We start from the raw sequence: 21,120 nt of genomic DNA on the forward strand, positions 1-21,120 counted from the left end.
AAAGCAGGAGAGGAACAATCAGTCCTCTCCTGTTTTCGTCTCTATAAAACCTTTTCAATTTTACCCATTTATCACATCGCTCATATCATAAAGCCCCGGCGCTTTGCCTGCCAGGAATTTTGCCGCCTGGATGGCTCCCTTGCCAAATACAGCCTTTGAATACGCTGTGTGGCTAAAGGTCACCACCTCGTCTGTCCCTGCGAAAATCACATCATGCTCTCCTACGATATTTCCGCCGCGCACTGCGGAAATACCAATTTCTTTCGCACCTCTCGCTTTTCTCTCCTGGCTTCGGTCATATTTGTAAACATACGCATTGTCAAGCGCCTCGTTTAAGCTGTCCGCCATCGCGAGCGCTGTGCCGCTGGGGGCGTCTACTTTATACTTGTGATGCTTCTCTACAATTTCCATATCAAACCCTGCCGGCGCAAATACCTTTGCCGCTTCTTTCAAAAGCTTCAGAAGCGTATTAACGCCCAGCGACATATTTGCCGAACGCAGAACCGCCACCTTCTCTGAGGTATCTTTTACCTTCTGAATCTGCTCTTCTGAAAGCCCTGTAGTGCATACGACTACAGGAAGCTTTCTCTCCACGCAGTAGTCCAGCAATGCCTCTTCTGCTTTCGGCGATGCGAAATCAATGACGGCGTCCGCCTCTACATGACATGCGCGGATATCTGTAAAGACCGGATAATCATTCTGTCTATTATCACAGATATCAATCCCGGCCACGATTTCTGCTTCGGGATCCTCTTTTACAAGCCCGGAAATCATCTGCCCCATATGGCCGTTACAGCCGTGCATTATGATTTTTATCATCTCGTACTCCTCCTCAGCTTTACGCTAATTCAATTCCAAAGTCCTTTAATGCCTGTGCCAGCTTTGGTACGTTTTTCTCCTCCATATCAGTCAGCGGCCCACGCAGGGTTCCCGCATTTTTCCCCATCAGGTTCAGCGCTGCTTTCACCGGAATAGGATTTACTTCACAGAACAACGCATCTGCCAGAGGCAGCGCTTTCAGCTGCAGCTCACGGCTCTCTTTCACCTTGCCATCCAGGTAAAGCTGTACGATATCATGCGTCTGCTTCGGCGCGACATTAGAAAGTACAGAAATCACACCGATACCGCCCAGAGAAAGAATCGGGACAATCTGGTCGTCATTACCCGAATAAATATCAATGCATCCGTCTGCAAGCTGTGCCAGCTTCGCAATCTGTGAAATATTCCCGCTTGCTTCTTTAATCGCTACGATGTTTTCCACATTTTTCGCCAGCTCTACGGCCGTCTCCGGCTGAATGTTGCATCCTGTCCGGCTGGGCACATTATACAGGATAATCGGCAGCCTCACCGCATTTGCCACTGTTGTAAAGTGCTGAACCAGCCCTTTCTGCGTCGCCTTATTATAATACGGAGTTACCAGCAAAAGCCCGTCTGCCCCGAATTTCTCTGCCTCCTGCGAGAGATAGACTGCGGTTTCCGTGCAGTTAGAACCCGTTCCCGCAACCACCGGAATTCTCTTCGCCACTTTGTCAACCGCAAACTTGATAACCTCCAAATGCTCCTCATGGCTCAATGTAGAAGACTCTCCCGTCGTTCCGCAAATGATAAGGGCATCTGTGGAATTCGCAATCTGTTCCTCTATCAGTGTTCCCAAAACCTCGTAATTTACATCTCCATTTTCTTTCATCGGCGTGACAATCGCAACGCCTGCACCTGTAAAGATAGCCATTTGTTTTCCTCCTTTTTCTCAAATCTCACTTCCGGTATGAATACACAGCCCCTGCCCCGCAGGAACTTTCCTGTAAGGCAAAAAGAGCAGGCCGCCGGGCCTGCTCTAAAGAATCTTTCCGTATATCCGTTTCTTCTTCAGAGAGCTCCCCATCAGACAGTGATGAGAGTCATGCAGCTCTTCACTGCATGCCCAAGAGTACAGCTTTCAGGTACTGCACCTTTCGGCGTCCTCCCCTTTCTCCCATGTTCCCCTGTGCCTGAACACATCCGATGAGCTACTCTTGAAGCACGCGACCTCTACTCTAAAATATGAATTTATTCCACAACTGTTCCGTATGCGTCAACTAATAGTTATGTTCTCTTAACTATAGCATTAATGAAAATCCTTGTCAACGTCAGATTTCATCTCCTGTTTCGCGATTTCCAGAGCCAGCTCTTCGAGCTGCTGCTCCTCTACTGTTCCCGGAGCTCCTGTCATCAGGCAGGATGCGTCTTTCACCTTCGGGAAGGCGATAACTTCACGGATACTGTCCTCCCCTGCCATCAGCATAACCAGCCTATCCAGACCGTATGCCAGTCCTGCATGGGGCGGAACGCCATATTTAAATGCGCTCAGCAGGAAGCCAAACTGGTCTTCTGCTCTTTCCTTCGAAAATCCCAGCACTTCAAACATCTTGGACTGAATATCATCCTGGTGGATTCTCACGCTTCCGCCGCCGATTTCATTGCCGTTCAGGGTGATATCGTAAGCCTTTGCGCGGACAGCGCCCGGATCCGTATCAATTTTATCCAAATCTTCTTCCATAGGCATGGTAAACGGATGATGCATCGCCACATACCTGTCCTCTTCCTCAGAGTATTCCAACAGTGGGAATTCCGTAATCCACAGGAATTTATATTCATCCTTTTTCAGCAGCCCCAGGCTCTTCGCGATTTCCAGACGAAGCGCCCCCAGCACGTTCCACACAATTTTATTTTTGTCAGCTGCAAAGAGAAGTAAATCTCCCGGTTTTCCTTCCAGCGCCTTCACAATCGCCGCCAATTCTTCCTCTGTCATGAATTTTGCAAACGAAGACTTGTATGAGCCGTCATCATTAATGGCCAGATATGCCAGTCCTTTTGCACCGTACCCTTTCGCAAACTCTACCAGAGCGTCAATCTTCTTTCTCGGCATCTTTCCCTGTCCGCCGGCATTGATTCCCCTGACACTGCCGCCGTTCTCCAGCGCACCTGTAAATACACCGAAACCGCAGCTCTTTACCAGCTCAGAAATATCCTTCAACTCCATGCCAAAACGCGTATCAGGCTTATCTGACCCAAATCTGTCCATCGCTTCTTTCCAGGTCATCCTTGGAATCGGAAGCGGCACTTCCACGCCCACGGCATCCCTGAAAATCTTAGCCAGAAGCCTTTCATTTACATCAATCACATCGTCAATATCTACGAACGAAAGCTCCAGGTCAATCTGCGTAAACTCCGGCTGTCTGTCCGCCCGCAAGTCCTCATCGCGGAAACACTTCGCAATCTGAAAATACCTGTCATATCCCGAACACATCAAAAGCTGTTTAAACAGCTGCGGTGACTGTGGAAGCGCATAAAAATGCCCCGTATGGATACGGCTCGGCACCAAATAGTCCCTCGCCCCTTCCGGCGTACTTTTTATCAGAATCGGAGTCTCTATCTCCAGAAAGCCTTCGTCCGCCAGAAACTGCCGCGCAGAATTTGCTACCAGGCTGCGCAGCATCAGGTTCCGCTGCAGGTTCGGACGGCGTAAGTCAAGAAAACGGTATTTCAGCCTCAGCTCATCTTTTGTCTTGATATCCTCCTCAATCGGAAACGGCGGCGTCTCAGACTCTGAAAGAATCCGAAGCTGCTCCGCACGGATTTCAATTTCCCCGGTAGCCAGGTTTTCATTTACAGCCCCCTCCCGCATCTCCACACGGCCTGCGACTGCGATTACAAACTCGCTTCTCAGCTTTCCGGCTTTCTCAAACCCGTCTGCCCCAACGTCTTTTTCATCAAATACAATCTGCAGAAGCCCGGAACGGTCGCGCAAATCCACAAAAATCAGGCTGCCCAGATTTCTTCTCTTCTGCACCCATCCCATCACTGTTACCTGGCTCCCCACATTTGCCGTTCCAAGTTCCGTACACCTGTGAGATCTTTTCAATCCCTTCATTGATTCTGCCATTCTCTGTCTCTCCTCTTTCACTCATATTTCAGCAGCCGTGCGCTGCTGTTCTTTAACGGTTAAAATATTCTTTAATCTCGGTATATCCTTCCGCCGTCAGCTGTTCCTTCTGGAATTTCTTATTTTTCTTCATCACCGCTACAGTAACCTGCTTTCCCTGGCTGCGCTCGGCTTCCGCCTCTTTAAAAATCTTCAAAAGACCTTCCTTCGGCATATTTTTCTCCATAAGGAACGCCGTCTTTCCTTTCTTCGCCGGAATCTGGTAATCTTTCTCCAGAAGAAGCATTACGATACGCTCAAAACCAATCGAAAATCCACATGCACAAGTCTGGTTTCCTGTAAATTTCCCAATCATCTCATCGTAACGGCCGCCGCCCCCTACAGAGCCGCCAAACCCGTCAATGCTAATTTCAAAAATCGGACCTGTATAATAAGACATGCCCCTTACCAGCGTAGGATCAAACACAATCTTGAAGTCCGCCGTTTTCACCGCCTCCACACTCTCAATAATTGTCTCCATATCTTCCGCCGTCTTTTCATCCAGCACGCCTGCCAGCTTTTCTTTTAAATACCTCACGCCTGCCAGATTATTCGTAACTCCCTCAAACAGCTCCAGGTATCTATCAACGCATTCCTTTCCAAAACCTTCCTTTTCCAGTTCAGCCGCCACGCCCTCCATGCCGATTTTATCCATCTTATCCAGGATAATAAATACCAAATCATAACTCTCTTCCGGAAATCCGCTGTATTTTGCCATAGCCTTTAAAATTTTCCTATCGTTGATACGAATTGTAAAACCTTCGAAATCCAATTTTCCTACCAAAGTAGATGTCGCTAAAATCAGTTCAATCTCCGCTAAAATCGTCGGCTCTCCCAAAATATCAATATCACACTGCATAAATTGGCGGAAACGCCCCCTCTGAGGTCTGTCTGCCCGCCACACATTCCCCATCTGCAGAGCCTTGAACGGCGAAGGCAGATCATTGGCATTGTTTGCATAATACCTGGAAAGAGGAACCGTCAAATCATAGCGCAGCCCGCTGTCCACCAGGTCGCCTTCCGTCTCGGCAGTGTCAAGCTTCAGCTTCTCCCCGCGTTTCAGAATTTTAAAAATCAGTTTCTCATTTTCCCCTCCCTGTTTGCTGGAAAGGTTTTCGATGTGCTCCACGCACGGCGTCTCTATAGATGAAAACCCAAATGCCCCATACGTTTCTTTAATCAACTGGATAACATAATCCCGGATTTCCATTTCCCTGGGGGAGATATCTTTCATGCCGGTCACCGGCTTCTTCTTCAGGCTCATACTCTGTCCTCCTCTAATTCAATCAGCCATTCTTTCATCAGTAAATCCTCGATTCCTTCTTCATGGACAACTGTCAGGAATTCAAGGAACACCCTCATATCAAAATTTTTAACTTCTTCTATCATCAGTTCCACTGCCGTATGAATCGGAAACGCCCTCCGATACGGCCGATCTGCAATCAGCGCCGCAAATACATCACACACCCGCAAGATTCTGGCCCCAATGGGAATATCTTCTCCCGACCGATTGGACGGGTAGCCCGTCCCGTCATAATTTTCATGATGATATAAAATGCTCTGTAAAATAAAATCTGAATATCCCTCATCCACCAGCATCGCATATCCAAGGCTTGCATGGCTGCGCACATACCGCATTTCTTCAATTTTCAGCGTATCTTCCCGCTGGTAAATGTAGAACGATACTTCCAGCTTCCCGATATCATGCAGTACCCCGGCAATCGCCATTTCATGGCATTGATCTTCGGGAAGCCCCAGAGATTTCGCCACACGCCAGGCGAGGTTGCTGACGCAGATTCCGTGGGAAATCTCTTCAAGCATATGCTTCTCTAATGTATTTCCATTATTTTCCATACTTCACAAATCCCTGTCTTTTGCGCTCTATCATCTCATCAATACGTTCTATATAATTGTTTATGTCTTTTACATTTTCAATCCTGTCGATGCGGTCAGAAGCCCGCACCACTTTCGTAGACGCCCCGGCTCCCAGCGCAAGAATAGACTGCTTCTCCTCCATAATCAGGATATTGTAAATCCCGGCTTTGCCGGTTTTCGCATAACCTACATTTTCAAAATTCCCCGCCATATTTTTTTGGCGGTAAAGATAGTAAGGCGACATTCCCGCGTTTCCCGCATACACTGAAGTCAGATCCATAATTTCCTGGTTATTTGTAAATGTCATTTCTTTATACTGGTCTTTAAACATATTCAGCCTTGCCGCCCGCTTCACTGCCAGTGAATGTACCGTAATGCTGTCCGGCATAAGCTTTGTCACTTCCTTCATGGTATACTCTACCTCCGGAAGCTCCTCCCCCGGAAGCCCTACGATTAAATCCATATTGATATTGTCAAAGCCCAGTTCTCTTGCCAGATAAAATGCCGCTTCCGTTTCTCCCACTGTATGCCGCCGTCCGATAATCTCAAGCGTTTTTTGATTCATGGTCTGGGGGTTAATCGAAATCCGGCTCACGCCATGCTCCTGCAGCACGCGCAGCTTGTCCCTGCTAATGCTGTCCGGCCGCCCCGCCTCCACCGTAAATTCCTGAAGGTGGGACAAATCAAAATGGCGCTCAATCTCTGTCAGCAGACGCTCCAGCTGCGCCGGTTCCAAGGTCGTAGGCGTGCCGCCCCCAATATAGAGTGTATCCAGAATCCGTCCCCGGTAAGCCTCTGCCCCAAAGGCAATTTCCCGGCATAAAGCATCCAGATATGTATCCACCCTATCCTTCCACACTGAAATAGGGCTGGAACTAAACGAACAATACAGGCAAATACTGGGACAGAACGGAATTCCGATATACAAGCTGTACCCATCCGCATAATGAATATTTTCCAGAATGTGCTTCTCCCGGTTGGCAATCATGATGGCCAGCGCCGTCTTTTCGCTGCTGGTAAAATACGTTTTCCGCATATAATCTGCAATTTCCGTATTCTTCCACCCTGCCTCCAGAAGCGCCATAGGAATCTTTGTAGGGCGTATCCCCGTCAAATTTCCCCAGGGAAGTTTCTGCCCCGTATATTCCGAAAGCATTTCATAAAGCAGCGATTTCAGGCAGTTCTTTGTCTTCTTCCTATCCGCATAGCCATCCACTGCGGAATCCCTCTCTATCAGAACCTTTTGCTGTCCGTCCTCAAAACAAATCCCAATCCTATCCTCTCCATAGTCTATCAGAATAAAAAAATCAGCTGCACCACTGCTTTCTTCAGGCTGTGCCGTTTCTTCCAAAACCTTTACAGATACATCTACTCCCGGATAAAATGCGCGTACCAGAGAATAAATATCATATTCAAAATCACGTTTATTCAGCTTTACAACTATCATACGAACGGATTATTCTCCTTTTCATGTGCAATCGTAGTTTCACACCCATGCCCCGGGTATACGATGGTGTTCTCTGGCAATATCGCAAACAGCCCCCTGACAGAATTCACCAGCACAGACATGCTTCCCGTAGGAAAATCTGTGCGTCCTACCCCTTCGCAAAACAGGGTATCACCGGAAAAAAGCGCTGCTTCATCAGGAAAATAATAGCACACGCCGCCTTTCGTATGCCCCGGCGTGTGAAGTACCTGTATCCGGAACCCAGCCATCATAAATTCCTCTTTATCGGTATACAGCTTATCCGGCTGCACGGTAAATGGCTCTCCAAACTGCCCGGACAGATTCTTTTCCGTATCACGCAGCACATCTGCCTCCCCGCTGCCTGCCCCAATCAAAATCCCATACGTATCCGCCAGTTCCCGCGCCGCCCCGATATGGTCGAAATGTCCGTGCGTCAGCAAAATACCTGCTAAACGTACTCCCAGCGCCTCAATATCCGCTTTTATCCTATCTGCCGCATCCGCCGGGTCAATCAGTATCGCTTCTTTCGTATCTGTATGCACTATCAAATAAACATTTGTCCCTACCATCCCCAGCACACGCTTCTTAACCTGCATTCCGTCTCACCCTCCCTCTATTGCAAAGCCTGATATTTCCTGTCCTCTTCTTAGTATATGCTGCTGCGGAAAGAGGCATCATCCAGTCGTTCTCTCAATGTCAATGACACTCTCTACCTGTCTGACTTTCCCTATCAGGTGATTCAGCTCCTCTCTGCTTGGCACATCAAATGTGAGGCTAATCGTCGCTGTCCCCTGCTTGCTGGTGGTGCTGTTCGCGCTGCTCACATCTATTTTCCGTTCTGTGAAAATCTTCATGATATCTACCAAAAGCCCGGTTCGGTTATAGCCATACACTTTAATTTCCGCAGTATACAGCTCTCCTGTCTTTCCTGCCGGAGACGCCTGCCACTCCGCGTCAATCAGCCTCACCCTGTCGGCGTCCGCCAGATTTATCACATTGACGCAGTCCGTCCTGTGGATAGACACGCCTCTGCCCCGGGTCACGAAACCGACAATCTCATCCCCCGGAATCGGAGAACAGCACTTCGAAAAGCGCACGGCAACATCGTGGATTCCCTTCACCACAATACCGCTCTTTGATTTGGCGACACGTATCCTGTCTTTCGAATCCACGGCTTCCAGGATTTCCTCGTCTGTAATCTCCTTCTTGTGCTCTTTCTCATACTCTTCCAGCAGCCGGTTCACCACCTGGCCCTCTTTCAGCCCGCCATGACCAATAGCCGCCAATGTGGAGTCCCAATCGCGGAATCCGTATTTGCGCATGATTTTTTCAAGATAAGCAGGTTTCATCAGGCTGCTCAGCACAATATTCTTCGTCTTACAATAAGCTGCCAGCAGTTCTTTTCCTTTGATGATATTATCCTCTTTCCGCTCATGCTTAAACCACTGGTTAATTTTATTCTTTGCCTGCGTGCTCTTTACAATGTTCAGCCAATCGCGGCTTGGTCCTTTAGAATTTTGTGATGTAAGGATTTCAATCCTGTCCCCGTTCTGGAGCACATAGTCAATCGTCACCAGCTTGCCGTTTACCCTCGCCCCAATCATCTTATTTCCCACGGCTGAATGGATGCTGTACGCAAAATCTATAGGCGTAGAACCGTTCGGCAGGTTCTTCACATCGCCGGCCGGGGTAAAGCAGTATACATTCTCCGCAAACAAATCCAAATCGCTCTTTAACAAACTTAGAAACTCCCGGTTATCAGACATATCCCGCTGCCACTCCAGAATCTGCCGCAGCCAGCTCAGCTTCTCTTCTTCCTGCTGTGCCACCGGTTTCTTTCCGTCAGAGCTCTCTTTATATTTCCAATGCGCCGCAATACCATACTCTGCGGTGCGGTGCATATCAAATGTCCGTATCTGTATCTCAAAAGGCTGTCCGTTCGGCCCGATCAGCGTCGTGTGAAGCGACTGGTACATGTTCTGCTTCGGCATCGCAATATAATCTTTAAACCGCCCTGGAATCGGCTTATACATCTCATGGATAACCCCCAGCGCGGCATAGCAGTCCTTCACACTGTCCACCACGATACGCACGGCAAACAAATCATAAATCTGCTCCAGCGTCTTATCCTGGTTTACCATTTTCTTATAGATGCTAAAGAAATGCTTCACCCTTCCATAAATCTGCGCCTTGATTTCCGCCTCTTCAATATGGCTGCTGACTTCGCCCACGATTCCCTGGACGTATTCTTCCCTCGCACTCTTTCTGAGAGAAATCTTCTCCACCAAATCATAATATACTTCCGGCTCCAGATATTTCAGGGACAAATCATCCAGCTCAACCTTAATCTTCGAAATTCCGAGACGCTGCGCAATCGGGGCATAGATATCCATCGTCTCCTGCGCCTTTTCCTTCTGCTTTTCCGGTCTCATGTATTTCAGTGTACGCATATTGTGCAGCCTGTCGGCAAGCTTAATCAGAATCACACGGATATCTTTTGCCATAGCCAGAAACATTTTCCGCAGATTCTCCGCCTGCTCCTCTACCTTATCTGAAGAATAACTCAGCTGTCCCAGCTTCGTAACCCCATCAACCAAAAGGGCGACCTCCGCGCTGAACTCCTGGACAATTTCTTCTGACGTCATAACCGTGTCTTCTACCACATCATGCAGAAGCCCCGCCACAATCGTCTCCTTATCCATCTCCAAATCCGCCAAAATAATCGCCACGCAGAGCGGGTGGATAATGTACGGCTCCCCCGACTTCCTGCACTGCCCCTCATGGGCGTCATGGGCAATCTTATATGCCTTTTGAATCATAGAAATGTCCGCTGACGGATGATACTTTTTGACACTGTTAATCAATTCCTGATACAGCACCGCAGGACTCGTAAAATCATCCATATTCTTTAGGCTTGCGTCTGCTTTCCTGATTTCTTCTTTTTTCTCACTAATTGTCCTTGTTCCCATAGGCATACTCATCACCATCTTTCCCATCTGCCATCATCACATTACTGTCTGGTCTCAACCTTTTCACTTTCCAGTTTCATAGCAACAAGTATAACATTCGAAGAGATTGATTGCAATAGCTTATCTTTCAAGCACTGCGCAAAACCCGGCGCCTGTAGGCTGTAAAACACCTTCCCCCTAGTCAACACCCCCACGGCAATCGCAAAATATGCAGGCATGCCCACTTGGCTCGTTGCTCACGGGAATAAAAACAAGCAGCCCATTCTGTATGGAATGGAACTGCCTGGCATAATTAATTTCATTTTCTAATGGTTAAACTCCTCCGTTTCTATCACCCGTTTCACACAATATATAGCAAAAAACCCTGTATCTCTATATATCAACAAGATACAAGGTTCTGCATGCGGGAGATGGGACTTGAACCCACACGTCGTTGCCAACACTAGATCCTTAGTCTAGCCTGTCTGCCAATTCCAGCACTCCCGCATTTCCTGATTGGAAATGTTCTGTTTTCTACAACGATGATAATTATACCACCCGTTTTCGGATTCGTCAATACACTTTTTAACTTTTTCTTTGACGGAACGCCTCATACATCAGCACTGCGGATGCCACGGCTGCATTCAGCGATTCTACCTCTCCGCACATTGGAATCCTGATGTATCCATCTGCCTGTGCTGCCAGTCTTTCGCTCAGCCCGCTGCCTTCATTTCCTATCAAAAAACCGCAGCTCCCGCGATAATCTACCGCGTCATAATCTGCGCTTCCTTTTAAATGCGCCGCATAGACAGAAATTCCCTTCTGCTTTAAATTCCTCATTACCTGATCCATATCTTCCGCGTAACAGAAAGGCATACGGTACACAGACCCCATTGTGGAGCGGATTGTTTTTGGATTATAGATATCTACGGTATCTGCGCTCATAACAATCCCCGTTACCCCCGCCCCTTCTCCGGTTCGGAGGATGGTTCCCAGGTTCCCAGGATCCTGGATATTCTCCAGCACCAGCACCAGAGGTTTTTCTCCTCCCACCACCTGCTCCAGAGTATAATGCTGCCTGCGGATAACAGCCAGAATTCCCTGCGGCGTTTTTGTGTCGGATATGTTCTGAAAAACGCGGTCATCCACCACTTCTACATTCCTGCCGCCCAAAAGCTCCCCTGCTTCTGCTTTTTCTGAAAAGCTTTTGGAAATATATACTTTTTCTATAAACTCCCGGGGCGCTTCCCGGTACATCTTCATCCCTTCCACTACAAACACATCCTGCTCCCTGCGGGCTCTTCCTTTTTTCTGAAGCCGGACTAAGTTCTTCATCTGCATATTTGACGCACTTGTAATCATGATATTACTTTACCTTCTTCAAATCATCATTGTTTCCTACAATCAGGATGATCTGGTGCTCTGCCAGAGGCTCATCCGGGTCAAGATTCGCATTAATCCTGTCGCCTTCGTGGGCGGCGATAACATTGATGCCATATCTTCCCCTGACGTCCAGTTCCCGCAGGCTTTTCCCTATCCATGACTCCGGAACCTCCAGTTCTGCCATGCTGTATGTGACAGAGAGTTCAAATGTATCCATAAACTTTCCGAATACCATATTCCGCGCCACACGGGAACCCATCTCGCGCTCCGGCAGAATTGTCTGATCCGCCCCTACCTTTTTCAGCACTTCTGCGTGGGTCTCAGACCTTGCCTTTGCCAGAACATACGGGATTCCTGCCTCCTTCGAAAAAATCGTAGCCATAATGCTGGCTTCCATATCGCCGGAGACAGCCACTACCGCACCATCCATATTTCCAACGCCAAGGCTCTGGTAAATGCCTTTATCCTTGACATTCGCCCTCACTGCCAGAGTTACGTCATTTGCAATATCCTCCACAATACTTCCGTCAATGTCTACCGCCAATACCTCGCAGCCATTTTTTGCCAGGGCAACCGCCACGCTGTAGCCAAATTTCCCCAAACCGTACACAACAAACGATTTTGATGCCATGTGATCTTTCTTCCTTCCCGCAGGCTATACGCTGAGCGCCTTGCTTACTTTATACTCATACTCATCCAGGTGCTTCTGCATAGCCAATGCTTCATCAATATCGAAATCCGTATATTTCCCGCCCTTATAAGCAACGACACGGTTCGTTTTCCCGGCCGCCAGCAAATCTACCGCATAGGAACCCATGATAGAAGCATAAACGCGGTCGCGGCACGTCGGGCTGCCGCCGCGCTGCATGTGGCCTAAAATCGTCGCCCTGGTTTCCACGCCGGTAGCCGCCTCAATACGGCGCGCCATGCTCACCGAGTGGCCGATCCCTTCGGCATTGATGATAATATGATGCTTCTTTCCGCGTTTCCTATTATTAATCAGGTTATTAATCAGCTTCTGCTCGTCATAATCATAATTCTCCGGCAGCAGAACATCCTCCGCGCCGTTCGCTATGCCGCACCAGAGCGCAATATACCCCGCATTCCGCCCCATAACCTCAATAATACTGCACCGCTCATGAGACGACGCCGTATCACGTACTTTATCGATTGCATCCATAGCAGTATTAACCGCCGTATCAAAACCAATCGTATAGTCCGTACATGCGATATCCAGGTCAATAGTTCCCGGTACGCCTATGGTATTGATTCCCAATCCCGCCAGCTTCTGCGCCCCTGCAAAAGAACCGTCGCCGCCAATAACCACCATGCCGTCTATACCGTGCTTTCTGCACACTTCCGCCCCCAGACGCTGTCCTTCTTCCTCTCGGAATTCCGCACAGCGCGCCGTGTAAAGAATCGTACCGCCCCGTGAAATCGTATCCGACACGTCGCGGGCTGTCATGTCAATAATTTCTTCATTCAGCAGTCCATTGTACCCTTTTCGGATGCCCTTTACTTTCAGCCCCAGGGAAACTGCCCGGCGAACCACCGCACGGATCGCCGCGTTCATTCCCGGCGCGTCTCCTCCGCTCGTCAATACTCCGATTGTCTTAATCTCTTTTGCCATTTTTCTACCTCCGTAACATGCAGCACAAAGGCGGCAAAACCGCCGGCACGGGCTGCGTGGTCAAACCATACCTTTTTATTAATTCTAAGTGTAATTCATTTTGCCCTGTTTTTCAATAGACTTTTCCACAACTTTCACATTCGCCTCCCCAAAACGCTCCCTCAGGCTATGCAAAAGCTCATCGCTGACCGTAATGCCCCAATTCTCCGAAAGACGCTTCACCTGCCGGGGATTTCTTACATAAATCACAACCCTGTCCTTTCCCTCTTCCTCACGGATAAAGCTATAAAGGTCGGACTCCTGCTTCTCAAAGCTCCCCATATCTGCAAACTGTACCCACAGCTCCCTGGGGATATCTGAAAAGCTCCAGATTTTGTCACAGATTAGTTTGCTGTCTTTCTCCTCCTCGCCGGAAACCCTTCCCCGCACAAATACTTTGCTGTCCTCTTCCAAAAGATTTCGAAACCGATCATAAACCTTCGGGAAAATCACGATTTCCACAGTCCCCACTAAATCTTCCAGAGTTATAAACGCCATAGTCTGGTTCGTCCGGGTATATTTTACTGTCTTGGCAGCAATCATGCCGCCGAGAACCTCATAAGCGCCGTCCTCTGCCTTCACTGCCCCTGTCTCCTCATCCTGCATAAAATCCGAGGTGACTGCCGAGATATTCTTCCTCCACAAAGCTTCATAATCATCCAGCGGATGGCCGCTTACATAAATTCCGAGCACTTCCTTCTCAAATGCCAGCAGCTGTTCCTTGTCATATTCGCCCACATTCGGAAGATGGATTTCATACGCCGATTTTTCCTCTTCAGACACCAAATCAAACAATGAAAGCTGCCCTGCCATCGCATGTTTTTTCTCCTGGTTCACACTGTCCAGAATTCTGACATAAACCATCATAAATTGCTTTCTCGTACCGCCCAGGCTGTCCAACGCCCCCGACTTAATAAAACTCTCAATGGTTCGCTTATTTACCTCTTTTCCGGAAAGGCGCTCAATAAAATCCTGCAGGGATTTATATTCCCCCCGCGTCTCACGCTCTGACACGATGGCGTCAATCACCGGCTTCCCTACACTCTTAATCGCAGACAGCCCATAGCGGATATTCTGCCCATCTACTGAAAAGCCGCCCTCTCCCCGGTTGATATCCGGGGGCAAAATCTGTATTCCCATCTGACGGCAGGAATAAATATATTCCGACACCTTGCGGGTATTGTCAATCACCGACGTCATCAGCGCAGCCATAAATTCTACCGGATAGTAATATTTCAAATATGCTGTCTGATAGGCCACCACAGCATAAGCCGCCGCATGGGACTTATTAAACGCATATTTTGCAAAGTCAATCATTTCATCATATATTTTATTCGCTATTTCTTCCTTTATCCCGTTTTTGATACAACCCGGTACGCCCTCTTCTTCATTTCCGTATACAAAATTCTGGCGCTCCTTCTGCATCACCGCCGCCTTTTTCTTCGACATCGCACGGCGCAGCAAATCGCTCCTCCCCAAAGTATAACCGCCCAGCACGCGCACGATCTGCATAACCTGTTCCTGATACACAATACAGCCGTAGGTGGACTCGAGAATCGGAACCAATTCCGGGCAGTCATAGGTAATTGTCTCCGGGTTGTTCTTTCCGCGGATATACTGAGGAATGAAATCCATAGGTCCGGGACGGTACAGGGAAATTCCCGCGATAACATCCTCCAGGCTCTGCGGCTTTAGCTCTTTCATGAAATTCTTCATCCCCGCGCTCTCCAGCTGGAAGATACCGTCCGTCCGTCCTGTCCCCAGGGAATCCAGTACTTTCTTATCGTTGTAATCGATGGTATCCATATCGATTACTTTCCCGTTGCTTTTCTCCGCCATGCGGACTGCATTCTGGATAACCGTCAGGGTACGCAGACCCAGGAAGTCCATTTTCAAAAGCCCCAGCTCTTCCAGCGTCGTCATGGTGAACTGGGTCGTAATCGAACCGTCGCTGGCTCTTGAGAGCGGCACATATTCATCCACTGCCTTCTGGCTGATAACAACTCCCGCCGCATGCATGGACGTATGCCTGGGCAGCCCTTCCAGCCTCCGGGACATATCGATTAGTGTGTGTACCTGCTCATCTTCTTCATAGAGCTTATGCAGCTCGCTGTTCACTTTCAAAGCCTTGTCAATCGTGATATTCAGCTCCTGCGGAATCATCTTCGCGATAGAATCTACCATTGCATAAGGCAAATCCATCACCCGTCCCACGTCACGGATCACGCCGCGGGCTGCCAGCGTACCAAACGTAACAATCTGTACCACACGATCTTTCCCATATTTGCGCACCACATAATCAATCACTTCCTGCCGTCTTTCAAAACAGAAATCCACGTCGATATCAGGCATCGACACCCTCTCAGGATTCAAGAACCGCTCAAACAGCAGGTCATAGCGGATAGGGTCAAGCTGCGTGATTCCAAGCGTATACGCTACCAGGCTTCCCGCCGCAGACCCTCTCCCCGGCCCTACAATAATATCATTGTCCCGCGCATATTTGATAAAATCCCACACAATCAGGAAATAATCTACATACCCCATCTCTTTGATGGTATTCAGTTCATAGTCCAACCGCTCCTTCAAAGCCTCTGTAACGGCCGGATACAACGCTTCCAGCCCTTCAAAACAGAGCTTATTTAAATATTCCCAGGAGGTATATCCGCCTGGCACATCGTATTTCGGAAGCTTCGTCACGCCAAACTCAATCTCCACATGGCAGCGCTGCGCAATCTTGTGCGTATTCTCCAGCGCCTCCAGCGCATAAGGAAAAAGCTGCGCCATTTCCTCGGGAGATTTTACATAATACTGGCCGCCCTCATAGCGCATCCTGTCCTGATCCGCCAGCTTCTTCTGTGTCTGCAGGCACAGAAGAATGTCATGGGCGCTCTCATCCCGGGCATACGTATAGTGTACGTCATTCGTCGCCACCAGCTCGATTTCCAGCTCCCGGCTCATGCGCAGAAGCTGCTGGTTCACCGTCTTCTGCTCCGGAATCCCATGATCCTGAAGCTCCAGAAAATAATTCCCTTTCCCGAAAACCCCTTCATATCTCAGTGCAGCGCGCTTCGCCTCTTCATACATTCCACGTACCAGATACCGTTGCACTTCTCCTGCAAGGCAGGCGCTCAGCGCAATAATTCCTTCATGGTATTCCTGCAGTACCTCCATATCCACCCGCGGTTTATAATAAAAACCTTCTACAAAGCCTTTTGACACGATTTTCATTAAATTTCCATAACCAACATTATTTTCAGCCAAAAGTACCAGATGGTGATATCTGTCCTCCCCACCTGAGGCTTCCTTGTCAAAACGGGAATTTGGCGCCACGTAAACTTCGCACCCCAACACCGGATGAATCCCGGCCGCTTTTGCCTCTCGGTAGAAGTCAATGACGCCAAACATCACGCCATGGTCTGTAATCGCCGCACTGTCCATGCCCAGCTCCTTGACCCTGGCTACATATTCCTTTATCTTATTCGAACCGTCCAGCAAACTGTATTCTGTATGGACGTGCAGATGTGTAAAATTCACTCCGTACCCCTTTCTGTCACAGCGGCAGGCCTGTCTCCTGCAAAATCATATATGCCACTCCCACCGCAGCCGCAGCCGCAAACGCCGGCGTCACAAAGCTTCTTTTCACTCCCTCCGGCAGTTCATGCCGCTTAAAACACCACCGCATATGCGCCTCACGCTTACAGTGCTTTGCCATCCAAATCATCACGCCCGCCGCCAGCGCCGTAGAAAACAGCGCCAGGATTCCCATTCCCAGCATAACTCCCAGCAAGGACTCCTGCGTAATCTCTGCCTGTTCTACAGCCGTTCCTCCGCTGCCCGCAAACTCCAACAGCGTTTCCTGCAGATGCATCAATACTACGCTCCATCCATTTATTACAAAATGCGCTGTCATGGACGCATAAATACTCCCGGTAATCTCAACCAGCATACAAAATGCAAGCCCCAGCACTGCCGCATAGAAAAACTGGTTTAAATTCCTGTGGGCAAGCCCGAACACCACCGCGCTCGCTAAAGTCCCAAGAATAACGCCCTTTTCCCTGTAGGCATGGTAAAAAATCCCACGGTAAATCAATTCCTCCACCACTGCCGGAATAACCGCCATCACCATAAGATTCACCCACAGTGGATTACCCATGAGCAGAGCGCCCGTTTCACTTACATAATTCGTCGCGAACAGCATTGAAAATGCATTGATAAATGTTATCAGCGGAAGCAGCAAAAATGCTGCCAGCGCCGACATCAGTACCGTAGAGATACGGATTGTCTGAAAAGGTATCCACTCTTTCGGCCGGATGCGCTTAAAAACCATATACAAAATCACCGGAAACATGAAAATAAATTCTCCCGCCACATTCAGCTGCGTCACGCTCAGGTGAATTAACAGCCTTCCCAGAAGATATGGCGCGGCAATCATCCATAGAGTCATACCGAAAAATAATCGATTTATACTTTTTGTCTTATCCATACCGGTCACCACGCTATAATTTTTTAATCCTGTTTTCCATGATCTGAATACGCCCCTGTTTATACAAACGTCCCACCGCGCGTTTAAAAGCCGCCTTGCTGATGCCGAATTCGCGTTTAATAATCTCCGGAGATACTTTCTCCCCAAAAGGCAGAACGCCCTCATATTCCTCGATGACTTTCATAACCAGTTCTGCATCCTTATCCATCTGGACTTCCACCCGCTCGTTTGGGCTGAGATCCAACTTTCCATCCGGCTTCACTGCCGTAACCCGCACCTGTATCGTATCGCCTATCCGGTAACTCCCCGCTGCTTCCCGCTTTGGAATCAACCCAGAATAGCGGTTATCCACCGCCACAAACACGCCAAAGTTCCCTTCCGTCTCATAAATCGTCCCGGTCACACGATCATCCTTCTGATATGGGGAATCTGTCTCCAGATATTCATATACATTCATGGTCGCACAGAATCTGCGGCTTTTATCCAGATAAACCGCCGCCAGCACCTTCTCTCCCTGGGCAACCCGCCTGCTCTGCTCCTTAAAGGGCAGAAGCAAATCCTTCTCCAGCCCCCAGTCCAGGAATGCGCCGATATTCGACACCTCTTTAACCTCCATCACTGCAACACCCCCCAGCTCTGCATAAGGCTCCCTGCGGGTAGCAATCATCCGGTCTTTCGAATCAAGATAAAGAAATACCTCTATCCTGTCTCCGATTTCTGTTTCATCCGGCACCTCTTTCACCGGGAGCAGCACGCGCTCCTCCGCATCCTTCCCCTCTGCCAGATACACTCCAAACTTCATCCGTTTCACCACGGTCAATTCCTGTCTTTTCCCTAACTGCAACATCTCGTCTCCTATTCATCATTCATCTTCTTGCCTGTGTACAATTGTATTGCATTTGATGGGAGATTTCAATAGATTTCGGGTACAAACTTCCTACATTTCATCGGTTTCAGTCAAAAAACTCCTTATTTCACCGCAAGCTCTTCATTCGCCAGCCGCACAACATCCCCTGTACAAATTATAGCTTCTTCCGATTCTCCTAATCTCTTTCCATTGACAAATGTGCCGTTTAATGAACCTTTATCTCTTATAAAGTAGCTTTCCTTCTTTCTCAAAATCACCGCATGTTCTCTGCTGACGGCTGCATTTCCTTCAATGCGAATCCCTGCCGCCTCCCCTTTTCCAATTACAGTTCTTTCCTTATCAGTAAAAAATTCTTCCCCTGTCTTTTTGCGTGCCAGGCATATGGCAGAAATTTGCGATGTTTCTATTTCCGTTAAGACTTCCGTATCTTTCTGCTCTATCTGTGTGTCCTGATAGTCCTCCCGCTTTTGAGCCTGTCCAGAAGAAATTTCTCTCCTGCTTTGTAAAACCTCTTGTCCATCCCCATGCATCTGCCTCCGTGGCGTCGTGGGATTTTGTACTTGTAAATTTCTTTTTTTCTCATCAATGCGATTCCTGATAAGTAATTGAAGCAGCCAAATAAACAGTACTATAAGGATAATTCCAAGAACAATTACTACAATTTTGCTTTTGTCCGTTTTCAATGCCAGATGATTCTTTGCCGCCTGAAGTGAAGCACAGCCTTCCTCCATTTCTTCCAGTGTCAAGAATCCTGTTTCTTTCATGTCTTTCACCTGAGCCAGCGCCGTCTCCAGTTTCTCCTGTGAATCCTGTTTATATATACCGCTTTCATATATTTTTACGGATTCTTTATATAAATTCTCCAATTCTTCTTTTTTCTTATCTTTCAGGTAACTGTCATAATAAATCGAAAAATTATCCAGCACCTCTACAATCTCATTTACTGCCGTAGCCGCATACTGCCCTTCCTGCGGTTTTGAAAGCACAGAATTTGGGATACCGATAACATACCCTTCCTCATCCAATAGAACTCCGCCAATACAATCGTCTGGCAGTTCTGCTGCGTATCGGAACGAGTATTCTTTGTCCAAATTTACATCCTTTATCTGTATTTCTCCTATATATTCCTCTACATCGCTATCCATAAACTGCTGCCCTTTGATTTCCTGACGGAAAGACAGCACAGAAACTTTCTCCCCAGCTTTCCATTCAAAATCTTCCCTTAGACGCAGCGGCTGTTTTTCATTGATGATATTTTCTATATTCAATATCGCAAAATCTTTTGCCTTGCTGCTTGCTAAAATGGAAGTCTCCATCGCCACATCGCCTTTTACAATAATCCTTACAACATCTTCTGCCGGAACTGTATCTAACTGGATTTCATGTTTTTCACAAAAAAGCCTTTTCTCCTTTTTGGTAATCCTCGCAACACGGTTTCCGGTTATGATATACATTTTCCCCTCCCGGCCGCCGATTAGAAATCCACTCCCAGATTTTACTTTTCGAAAAATGCCTTTTTCATCCTTAAAACCTGCCTGAATCTCTACGATCCCTTTTTTTGCCTCTTCAAGACCAGTAAGGCCTTCCGCTAATACATGCCGCGGAATCAAAAAACAGATTCCTACCAGCCACAACAGACATCCTATTTTTTGAATCTGTAACCTTATTCCCATATTTTTTCTCCTATTTCATAAACAGAAAAGCACCGTTTTTCCCGGTGCTTTTCTGTGCTCCTGAAATCTTATACAATAACATCTCCTGACAGGGCAGATGCCGCTGCTTTATTATCAGCCTCTGCCTTTTCATACTGTGCCGCCATATTATTTAAATCTGTCACATGTTCATTTACCATTTTAATCATTCGGTTAATATCATTCTGCAGCTGTTTAAATTTTTTTGTATAAGCATTTGCCGCATCCCCGCTCCAAACGCTTCCCGTTAAGCTGTTTACCAGATTCATCATTTGATTTGTCGTACTCTTCAATGCGTTTCCCGTCTGTTGAAATGAACCTGCCGTACTTCTTAATTTCGCTGTATTAACTTTAATTGTACCTTCCATACTTATTTACCCTCCGCTTTAATATTTTCTCTGCGTTGCTGTGGAAACATTTTTCTTCTCTGCATTCTGATATGCCGCCACAATCTGTTCGAGACTTGTTACATATTTCTCAATTGCATTATAAAAGTTATTCATCTGCGTGATATCTTTATTAAATGCATTATGGAACTCTGTCTTAGCCTCCCCTTCCCACATCGAATTTAAAGAGCTTTCTGTTGATTTAAGCTGCTCGACTTTGCTTTTAAAAGTCTTATTCAGATTTCTTAGCTCACCCGCTTTCGATTTTACGGTTCCGGTATTCACAGTAATGTTGTTTGCCATTTTCTACTCCTCCCTATTTAGTCAAGTCTTTTTTCCTTATTTTTCAAGGATTTTTTAGTTACATATCTCAGATGAATGAGCCAGG

17 protein-coding genes, 1 tRNA gene and 1 riboswitch are annotated in these 21,120 nt (G+C 47.7%); all 18 genes read right to left on the reverse strand.

The window, feature by feature from the left end; translation table 11 throughout:
- Window positions 1-60 precede the first annotated feature (60 nt).
- The gene (gene dapB, locus NFR99_RS08775; protein WP_251353441.1) at window positions 61-819 is read right to left on the reverse strand and encodes a 4-hydroxy-tetrahydrodipicolinate reductase; all 759 of its coding nucleotides are present in this window, start codon (window positions 817-819) and stop codon (window positions 61-63) included.
- Between the two features lie 19 nt (window positions 820-838).
- A complete protein-coding gene (gene dapA / locus NFR99_RS08780) occupies window positions 839-1,729 on the reverse strand; it encodes a 4-hydroxy-tetrahydrodipicolinate synthase (RefSeq protein WP_135975434.1) in 891 nt (296 codons plus the stop codon).
- A gap of 134 nt (window positions 1,730-1,863) precedes the next feature.
- A riboswitch (Lysine riboswitch) is annotated at window positions 1,864-2,039 on the reverse strand.
- Window positions 2,040-2,104: 65 nt separating this feature from the next.
- Window positions 2,105-3,922, reverse strand: a complete 1,818-nt coding sequence (gene aspS / locus NFR99_RS08785; protein ID WP_251353442.1) for an aspartate--tRNA ligase — start codon at window positions 3,920-3,922, stop codon at window positions 2,105-2,107.
- A gap of 52 nt (window positions 3,923-3,974) precedes the next feature.
- Window positions 3,975-5,225, reverse strand: coding sequence for a histidine--tRNA ligase (gene hisS / locus NFR99_RS08790; RefSeq protein WP_120484642.1), 1,251 nt, complete (start codon window positions 5,223-5,225; stop codon window positions 3,975-3,977).
- Window positions 5,222-5,815, reverse strand: coding sequence for an HD-GYP domain-containing protein (locus NFR99_RS08795; protein ID WP_251353443.1), 594 nt, complete (start codon window positions 5,813-5,815; stop codon window positions 5,222-5,224). The genes hisS and NFR99_RS08795 overlap by 4 nt, the downstream gene beginning before the upstream one ends.
- On the reverse strand, window positions 5,805-7,283 hold the full coding sequence (hemZ, locus tag NFR99_RS08800; RefSeq protein ID WP_251353444.1) for a coproporphyrinogen dehydrogenase HemZ: 1,479 nt from the start codon (window positions 7,281-7,283) through the stop codon (window positions 5,805-5,807). The genes NFR99_RS08795 and hemZ overlap by 11 nt, the downstream gene beginning before the upstream one ends.
- Window positions 7,280-7,900 carry an MBL fold metallo-hydrolase gene (locus NFR99_RS08805; protein WP_135975438.1) on the reverse strand — a complete coding sequence of 207 codons (621 nt, stop codon included), beginning with the start codon at window positions 7,898-7,900 and terminating at the stop codon, window positions 7,280-7,282. Before NFR99_RS08805 ends, hemZ begins: the two co-directional genes overlap by 4 nt.
- 78 nt (window positions 7,901-7,978) lie before the next feature.
- Window positions 7,979-10,291 carry a RelA/SpoT family protein gene (locus NFR99_RS08810; protein WP_416388335.1) on the reverse strand — a complete coding sequence of 771 codons (2,313 nt, stop codon included), beginning with the start codon at window positions 10,289-10,291 and terminating at the stop codon, window positions 7,979-7,981.
- A 384-nt stretch (window positions 10,292-10,675) separates the two neighbouring features.
- Window positions 10,676-10,759: transfer RNA gene (locus NFR99_RS08815), tRNA-Leu, on the reverse strand.
- Between the two features lie 78 nt (window positions 10,760-10,837).
- On the reverse strand, window positions 10,838-11,614 hold the full coding sequence (locus NFR99_RS08820; RefSeq protein ID WP_120484638.1) for a TrmH family RNA methyltransferase: 777 nt from the start codon (window positions 11,612-11,614) through the stop codon (window positions 10,838-10,840).
- Between the two features lie 4 nt (window positions 11,615-11,618).
- Entirely contained in the window at window positions 11,619-12,266 is a 648-nt protein-coding gene (locus NFR99_RS08825) for a potassium channel family protein (RefSeq protein ID WP_120484637.1), read from the reverse strand.
- A 24-nt stretch (window positions 12,267-12,290) separates the two neighbouring features.
- Entirely contained in the window at window positions 12,291-13,265 is a 975-nt protein-coding gene (pfkA, locus tag NFR99_RS08830; protein ID WP_120484636.1) for a 6-phosphofructokinase, read from the reverse strand.
- An 84-nt stretch (window positions 13,266-13,349) separates the two neighbouring features.
- Window positions 13,350-16,838, reverse strand: coding sequence for a DNA polymerase III subunit alpha (locus tag NFR99_RS08835; RefSeq protein WP_251353445.1), 3,489 nt, complete (start codon window positions 16,836-16,838; stop codon window positions 13,350-13,352).
- Between the two features lie 16 nt (window positions 16,839-16,854).
- The gene (locus NFR99_RS08840; RefSeq protein WP_135975445.1) at window positions 16,855-17,787 is read right to left on the reverse strand and encodes a CPBP family intramembrane glutamic endopeptidase; all 933 of its coding nucleotides are present in this window, start codon (window positions 17,785-17,787) and stop codon (window positions 16,855-16,857) included.
- Window positions 17,788-17,800: 13 nt separating this feature from the next.
- Window positions 17,801-18,634, reverse strand: coding sequence for a CvfB family protein (locus tag NFR99_RS08845; protein ID WP_120484633.1), 834 nt, complete (start codon window positions 18,632-18,634; stop codon window positions 17,801-17,803).
- A 122-nt stretch (window positions 18,635-18,756) separates the two neighbouring features.
- The gene (locus NFR99_RS08850; RefSeq protein ID WP_251353446.1) at window positions 18,757-20,328 is read right to left on the reverse strand and encodes an FHA domain-containing protein; all 1,572 of its coding nucleotides are present in this window, start codon (window positions 20,326-20,328) and stop codon (window positions 18,757-18,759) included.
- Between the two features lie 68 nt (window positions 20,329-20,396).
- The gene (locus NFR99_RS08855; protein WP_135975449.1) at window positions 20,397-20,714 is read right to left on the reverse strand and encodes a WXG100 family type VII secretion target; all 318 of its coding nucleotides are present in this window, start codon (window positions 20,712-20,714) and stop codon (window positions 20,397-20,399) included.
- Window positions 20,715-20,732: 18 nt separating this feature from the next.
- Window positions 20,733-21,035 carry a WXG100 family type VII secretion target gene (locus NFR99_RS08860; protein ID WP_120484630.1) on the reverse strand — a complete coding sequence of 101 codons (303 nt, stop codon included), beginning with the start codon at window positions 21,033-21,035 and terminating at the stop codon, window positions 20,733-20,735.
- Between the last annotated feature and the right edge of the window lie 85 nt (window positions 21,036-21,120).

The organism is Hominisplanchenecus murintestinalis, assembly GCF_943193015.1.
In the GTDB taxonomy this organism is placed as follows: domain Bacteria; phylum Bacillota; class Clostridia; order Lachnospirales; family Lachnospiraceae; genus Hominisplanchenecus_A; species Hominisplanchenecus_A murintestinalis.

What these genes read in the sequence shown, in the direction of transcription:
- NFR99_RS08820 (WP_120484638.1), bottom strand. Translation starts at nt 11,614, where the DNA reads ATGATTACAAGTGCGTCAAATATGCAGATGAAGAACTTAGTCCGGCTT.
- NFR99_RS08805 (WP_135975438.1), bottom strand. Translation starts at nt 7,900, where the DNA reads ATGCAGGTTAAGAAGCGTGTGCTGGGGATGGTAGGGACAAATGTTTAT.
- NFR99_RS08855 (WP_135975449.1), bottom strand. Translation starts at nt 20,714, where the DNA reads ATGGAAGGTACAATTAAAGTTAATACAGCGAAATTAAGAAGTACGGCA.
- NFR99_RS08795 (WP_251353443.1), bottom strand. Translation starts at nt 5,815, where the DNA reads ATGGAAAATAATGGAAATACATTAGAGAAGCATATGCTTGAAGAGATT.
- hemZ (WP_251353444.1), bottom strand. Translation starts at nt 7,283, where the DNA reads ATGATAGTTGTAAAGCTGAATAAACGTGATTTTGAATATGATATTTAT.
- NFR99_RS08860 (WP_120484630.1), bottom strand. Translation starts at nt 21,035, where the DNA reads ATGGCAAACAACATTACTGTGAATACCGGAACCGTAAAATCGAAAGCG.
- pfkA (WP_120484636.1), bottom strand. Translation starts at nt 13,265, where the DNA reads ATGGCAAAAGAGATTAAGACAATCGGAGTATTGACGAGCGGAGGAGAC.
- NFR99_RS08850 (WP_251353446.1), bottom strand. Translation starts at nt 20,328, where the DNA reads ATGGGAATAAGGTTACAGATTCAAAAAATAGGATGTCTGTTGTGGCTG.
- NFR99_RS08810 (WP_416388335.1), bottom strand. Translation starts at nt 10,291, where the DNA reads ATGGTGATGAGTATGCCTATGGGAACAAGGACAATTAGTGAGAAAAAA.
- hisS (WP_120484642.1), bottom strand. Translation starts at nt 5,225, where the DNA reads ATGAGCCTGAAGAAGAAGCCGGTGACCGGCATGAAAGATATCTCCCCC.
- aspS (WP_251353442.1), bottom strand. Translation starts at nt 3,922, where the DNA reads ATGGCAGAATCAATGAAGGGATTGAAAAGATCTCACAGGTGTACGGAA.
- NFR99_RS08840 (WP_135975445.1), bottom strand. Translation starts at nt 17,787, where the DNA reads ATGGATAAGACAAAAAGTATAAATCGATTATTTTTCGGTATGACTCTA.
- NFR99_RS08845 (WP_120484633.1), bottom strand. Translation starts at nt 18,634, where the DNA reads ATGTTGCAGTTAGGGAAAAGACAGGAATTGACCGTGGTGAAACGGATG.
- dapA (WP_135975434.1), bottom strand. Translation starts at nt 1,729, where the DNA reads ATGGCTATCTTTACAGGTGCAGGCGTTGCGATTGTCACGCCGATGAAA.
- NFR99_RS08825 (WP_120484637.1), bottom strand. Translation starts at nt 12,266, where the DNA reads ATGGCATCAAAATCGTTTGTTGTGTACGGTTTGGGGAAATTTGGCTAC.
- dapB (WP_251353441.1), bottom strand. Translation starts at nt 819, where the DNA reads ATGATAAAAATCATAATGCACGGCTGTAACGGCCATATGGGGCAGATG.